Annotated in this window: 6 protein-coding genes and 1 tRNA gene; 3 read left to right on the top strand and 4 right to left on the bottom strand. The window is 59.1% G+C overall.

The window, feature by feature from the left end; translation table 11 throughout:
• From ACO41U_RS09810 to ACO41U_RS09800, 3 genes are all read left to right on the top strand, one after another.
• A partial coding sequence (locus ACO41U_RS09810; protein ID WP_485943579.1) for an aldo/keto reductase occupies nt 1-675 on the top strand: 675 nt, incomplete at its 5' end.
• A 242-nt stretch (nt 676-917) separates the two neighbouring features.
• Nucleotides 918-2,594: a carboxylesterase/lipase family protein gene (locus ACO41U_RS09805; RefSeq protein ID WP_485943577.1), complete on the top strand. Its 1,677-nt coding sequence runs from the start codon at nt 918-920 to the stop codon at nt 2,592-2,594.
• 124 nt (nt 2,595-2,718) lie between these two features.
• Entirely contained in the window at nt 2,719-3,222 is a 504-nt protein-coding gene (locus ACO41U_RS09800; protein ID WP_485943575.1) for a flavin reductase, read from the top strand.
• A 233-nt stretch (nt 3,223-3,455) separates the two neighbouring features.
• On the opposite strand, the gene ACO41U_RS09795 is transcribed toward ACO41U_RS09800, so the two are convergent.
• From ACO41U_RS09795 to ACO41U_RS09780, 4 genes are all read right to left on the bottom strand, one after another.
• Nucleotides 3,456-3,752, bottom strand: coding sequence for a DUF4491 family protein (locus tag ACO41U_RS09795; protein ID WP_485943573.1), 297 nt, complete (start codon nt 3,750-3,752; stop codon nt 3,456-3,458).
• 25 nt (nt 3,753-3,777) lie between these two features.
• Nucleotides 3,778-4,626, bottom strand: coding sequence for a class I SAM-dependent methyltransferase (locus ACO41U_RS09790; RefSeq protein ID WP_485943571.1), 849 nt, complete (start codon nt 4,624-4,626; stop codon nt 3,778-3,780).
• 405 nt (nt 4,627-5,031) lie between these two features.
• Nucleotides 5,032-5,106 (bottom strand) — tRNA-Val (locus ACO41U_RS09785).
• A gap of 109 nt (nt 5,107-5,215) precedes the next feature.
• Nucleotides 5,216-5,567, bottom strand: a 352-nt coding sequence (locus ACO41U_RS09780; RefSeq protein WP_485943569.1) for a 4Fe-4S dicluster domain-containing protein, incomplete at its 5' end; no start/stop codon positions are given.

The raw sequence follows: 5,567 nt of genomic DNA, 5'->3' as shown, positions 1-5,567 counted from the left end.
CGAAAGAGCGGTCTGCCCCGCGAGGAACTGTTCGTGACGACGAAACTCTGGGTGCAGGACGCGAGTTACGGGGGCGCGAAGTTGGCCCTTCAATCCTCCTTGAGGAAACTGGGTCTCGACCATGTGGACCTCTATCTCGTCCATCAGCCGATGGGGGATTACTACGGCGCGTACCGCGCGATGGAGGAGATGTGCCGACAGGGGATGACGCGGGCCATCGGGGTGGCGAACTTCTATCCTGCCGTCCTCGCGGACTTCTGCGAGACGACCGATACGATCCCGGCGGTGAATCAGGTGGAGCTGCACCCGTTTTTTGCGCAGGAGGCAGCGCTTGAAAATATGAGGGCGTATGGGGTGTATCCCCAGGCGTGGGGTCCCCTGGCGGAGGGGAAGCACGGCATCTTTACCCATTCGGTGCTTTCCGGGATCGGGGAGCGATACGGCAAGTCGTCCGCGCAGGTGGCGCTGCGCTGGAACGTTCAGCGCGGAGTCTCCGTCATCCCGAAGTCCGTCCGCAGGGAGCGCATGAAAGAGAACTTTGACATCTGGGATTTTGCCCTGACGGATGATGAGATGGCGGCGATCGCGAAGATGGACCTGGGCCGCAGCGAGATCGTGGATCACGGCGACCCCGCTTTTGTAAGGATGCTTCACGGGATGAAAATTCACGAGTAAGGCGGGCTGCGTCGGACTCGCCGGTGAAAACAGCGAACGCATCGGAGGGACGAACCATGAACCGATTTGTCTTCGAGAATTCCACAAAGGCCTATTTTGGAGAGGGGTGCGTGAAGGAACACCTGCCCCGTCTGCTTGAAAAGTACAAGGGCAAGGTGATGCTGGCTTACGGCGGCGGCTCCTCGCCAAAACGGAGAGACAGGTGGTCTCGTCGAGGAAAAGTATTAGGGAGGAGTGCGGATATGAGGAAAGTTTTTGTGGCGTTGGCCTTGGCAGCAGGATTGATAGGGGGCGCTGTGGCCCAGGCGGCTGTGCCCAGAGATGCAGCCGGCACGTCGATGGCCGGGCCCGGCGTCGTGGTGGTGCGGACCGAAGCGGGCGAGGTGCAGGGGTACGTGCGAAACGGCGTCTACACCTACCACGGGGTTCCCTACGCGGAAGCGAAGGAGCGGTTCGTTCCGGCGGAGAAGGTCACGCCGTGGGAGGGCGTCAGGCTGGCCTTCAATTACGGACCGATCGCCCCTCAGGTATGGCTGGGCGGAATGGGAAGTGGCTGGGACAACCCGCCGCGAAGTTTCAGGCAGGACAACAATTGCCAGAACCTCAACGTCTGGACGCCCGGTATCGGCGATGATGGGAAGCGACCGGTTATGGTCTGGCTGCACGGAGGCGGCTTCTCCACGGGGGCCTCGGCGATCGAGGAGGTCTACGACGGTGCAAACCTTGCCCGTAGGGGCGATGTGGTCGTCGTCTCGGTAAACCATAGGTTGAACATCGTCGGGCACCTCGACCTCTCGCGTTTTGGCGAAAAATATAAGCGCTCGGCCAACGTCGGCGTCATGGACCTGGTAGATGCGCTCCGCTGGATTCGTGACAACATCGCACCGTTCGGCGGAGATCCCGAAAACGTCACGCTATTCGGCGAGTCGGGCGGCGGAGCCAAGGTGCTGGCGCTCATGACGGCGCCGGAGGCGAAGGGCCTGTTCAAGCGCGGCATCGTGGAGAGCGGCGCGACGGAACGGATGGGCGTGACCTTCACCTCGCGTGAGGTCAGCGAGAGGATCACGGATCACGTCCTTGAGGAGCTGGGGATGGGCTCGGGGGACGTTGAAGCGCTGCAGACCATGCCCTACGAGGAGCTGGTGAAGGCGTCGGAGAGGGCGCTTGCGCGGACCGCTGAAGAGATGAAGCTGCCGGCGCCTCTGGGCGGTGGATACGGCCTTTACTGGGAACCCGTCGTTGACGGCGATTTTCTGCCGACGAGTCCTGTGACGAAGGATGGTTTTGCAGCGGCGGGGAAGGACGTGGCTCTCCTGATCGGCTCGAACCTCACGGAGTGGACGGCGGTTGACCAGCTCCGCGATATGGGGCGGGCACAGTTCGACAACCAGAACACGTGGAGCCCGGAGGAGACAGCCAGGCGGCTCAAGGCGGCTTACGGCGACAAGGCGGAGGAGGTCGTCAAGGCGTTCCTTGAGGCCTATCCGAACAAAAAGAGGGCTGACGCCGTGCACGTCGACTCGCGGACCATCCGCCTTCCGATGCTCAAGATCATGTCTCACAAGGCTGACCAGCGCGGCGCTCCCGTGTACGCCTACGTCTTCAGTTGGGAGTCGCCGGTGATGAACGGTGCTCTGACCTCCTACCACACGGCGGAGATCCCCTTCGTCTTCCACAACATCGACCGTGCCGACACCATCACGGGCAACGGGCCGGACGCCAGGCTGCTGGCAGATCGCATGAGCGACGCATGGATCAACTTTGCCCGCAGCGGAAAACCAGCGGCGGAAGGCATACCGGATTGGAAGCCCTATACCCGTGAAAGTGGTGTCACGATGATCTTCGATAACGAGGTCCGATCGGCGTCCCACCACGACAGAGAACTCATGCGACTCCTTGCTCCGGATTACGAGTATTGAGACTGGAAAACGGCAGGGGATCCTAATGGTAAGGATAACTTTAGACTTGTAGGCAAAAGGTGATGTGCCTCGCTTTACCGCATATAAAGCGGGGATTTTCAAAAAAAGAAACGAGGGATTGTTTATGGAGTTTCGCGACAGGCAATACGAAGTTTTCAACATGTTCGACAAGCAATGGGCGCTGGCGACGGCGGGCACCCTGGAGGATTTTGACGGGTGCACCATCGGCTGGGGCAGCCTTGGCAGCCTCTGGGGATCGAGGAGCGACGGGCGGCTGATCGTGACGATTTACGTCAACCCTCTACGATACACCAGCGAGTACCTGTTGAAAAACGACTGTTTCACCGTTTCTTTCTTTGAAGAAAACTATCGCAAGGATTTGTTGACGCTCGGAACGAAATCGAAACGGGATTGCGATAAATTTGCGATGACCTCGCTGACGCCGGAGAGACATGGGCAGGGCGTCGTCTTCAGTGAGGCGAACCTGACCTTCGTCTGCCGAAAGCTGTACTGGGAGCAGTTCAATCCAGATCATCTCGACTCGGAGGTCATGCGCGAGATCTACTCGAATCGCCCGCCTCATTATCAGTTCATCGGCGAGATCATGGAGGTCCTTGACAAGCGGTGAGGGGCGGAAAAGGGCTTTGGAAATGTTCGCTGACTGGCCTGATGGAACGGTGGAGGCCGAGCGTGGAGGCCGCCTCTCGTTCCGTCAGGCCCTGAGAAAAATGAACCGAAACGGTGGCTTTTGCTGCCGCTTCTGCTGGTAGCTCTGCCGGGGTGCAGAAGGGGTGCTCATGCCGCTGTTCGTGATGGGGCTTTGCCGTATGGCATGAATCTTCTCGTCACCCTGAATCGCGATCATTCTCTCGGCGCACGCTTGGGGTTTCTGGGGAACCAGCCCTTTTTGACGCGCTTTGTCTGCCGCTTGAGCTCGTGGATGCTCCACAGCGAGGTAAAGCCCGCGACCCCCAGGATGGCGGAAAGCGTGGGGTCCTCAGCAAACAGGGATGCGGTGCAGAAAACGAAGCCTCCTGCGAGGAAGACCGGCCAGATCCTGTCGGAAAAGTAGTATTCGCACTTGATGACGATGGGGTGAAAGAGGCCGATGAGGAGAAAAGAAGCCAACCCGATGAGGATGCCAGACCCGTTGAGCATGATCGTTTTTCCTTCTGACGTACCTTTATGGTCTCTTGCTTGTCTGCCGTATGTCGTAGCGCAGCATCTTGGCCCCTTTAGCCATACTGGGGATGAGGTTCAGCAGGACGGCCCAGCCCCAGCGGCGCAGCTCCTGGTTGATGTAGTACTCGACCTCGACGAACTTCAGCCCAGGGTCCCAGGCCTCGATGTCCCTGAGGCCGTCGAGGCCCCACGTGAAGCGCACGTCGTCCCCGTACTCCCGGATCGAGTCGTGCATCTTGGAGTGGCGGACCATCCAGGTCGAGACCGCGTCGAAGTGTAGCTCTGCGCCGGGGAAGCGCCTGGCCAGATTTTGAAAGAGGCCCTTGATGTCCGCCTCGTTCAGGTACATCAGCACGCCCTCCATGATGAAGGCAAAGCGGTGCTCCGGGTAGCGCTCCAGCAGCTCGTCCATCCAGTCGGTTTCAAACATCGAGGTGCCGATCTGGGGGTTGCGCTCCGAAGGGGGCAGGAAACGCTTCCGAACCTCCATGACGTCCGGCAGGTCCAGGTCCACCTGAACGCCCTTGCCCGCGTCCGTCCGCAGGAAGCGGTCATCCAGCCCGCAGGCCAGATGAACGACCACCGGTCTCTCCCAATCCGCAAGGATTCGCCGTGTTTCGCGGTCGAACCGGCGCGTGCGGATGATCGTTCCTATCTGTGACATCTTCTTATTTTGGAAGCGGGACATGTCCACGTCGAGCTTCTCCAGAATCTCGACCGCCTTGGGGTCCTCGATAAGACGGTCGGGGCGCTGCGTTTCCTGCGCCTTGAAGTAGAGGGTCAAAAGCGCCGTTTCCGAGACGGGCATCTTGAAGCCAAGTCCTTCAGGCGCTTCCTTAGTTCCGTTCATCGTCCGAACGATCTCCTTTCCGGAAACTTCAACAAAATTAATCATAAAACCAAGTTAAACGTCATGTAATAAAGTGTAGCCTCAATTAACGAAAAGTCAATCCGGAAGCGTGTCGTGTGTCGTTGCTCAGTGGTAATGTCATCCTATAAGGGGTCAGAGAAAATGTCACCGCCCGCGGCAGGCAGGTTTTGGGTAATACTTGGATATGGTGTGGCGATCCTCCCGATTGCTTAAGGGACTCCGTCGAAAGGGGGCATGGTTGGCTGTGCTCCTTCTACGGTTTTTTCTACGTCTAACGTGTAGCTATGGTGGGAATCCGACAGCGTTCGACAGCACAAGGATAAAAGAAAACCCCGCCTTATGGCGGGGTTTATGGAATAAGCCGGTGTCCTCCGGCGTTATGCTTGGTGGGCGATAGAAGAATCGAACTTCTGACCTCTTCCGTGTCAAGGAAGCGTTCTACCTCTGAACTAATCGCCCCAACGGTGAACCATTATATCAGGCTCCCGCTTTTTGTCAAACCAATGAGCCATTCCCGTGCGTTTATGATGATCCTGTCGTCCCTCATACGGGCAGGGCCGAAGTGAAGTTACGCGAAGGCCGCCGCCGCCCTGGCCAGCTCGTCCCGAATCGCGATGTGCTGTGGACAGACCTGCTCGCAGCGACCGCACCGGATGCACTCCGACGCCGCCTTCCTGCCGTGCCCGCCGACCAGCCACGACTCCTGGTGCTTGGCGGCAGCCAGGTCACTGTAGAGCGTCAGAGCGTTCATCGCCGTGAACGTGCCGGAGATTCCCACCTCCACTGGGCAGACCTTGGCGCAATAGTTGCAGGTCGTGCAGGGGATCAGAGGGATGCGGGCAAGCTCCTTCCTGGCCTCCTCCAACGTTCGCCTCTCCGCGTCGGACAGCCCCGTGAAGCCCTTCATGAAGGACAGGTTG

The sequence above is a fragment of the Fretibacterium sp. genome (assembly GCF_057312375.1).
This window is presented reverse-complemented; position numbering and strand designations above follow the sequence as displayed.

Coding starts and splice junctions, on each gene's coding strand:
- ACO41U_RS09805 (WP_485943577.1), top strand. CDS start 918: ATGAGGAAAGTTTTTGTGGCGTTGGCCTTGGCAGCAGGATTGATAGGG.
- ACO41U_RS09800 (WP_485943575.1), top strand. CDS start 2,719: ATGGAGTTTCGCGACAGGCAATACGAAGTTTTCAACATGTTCGACAAG.
- ACO41U_RS09795 (WP_485943573.1), bottom strand. CDS start 3,752: ATGCTCAACGGGTCTGGCATCCTCATCGGGTTGGCTTCTTTTCTCCTC.
- ACO41U_RS09790 (WP_485943571.1), bottom strand. CDS start 4,626: ATGAACGGAACTAAGGAAGCGCCTGAAGGACTTGGCTTCAAGATGCCC.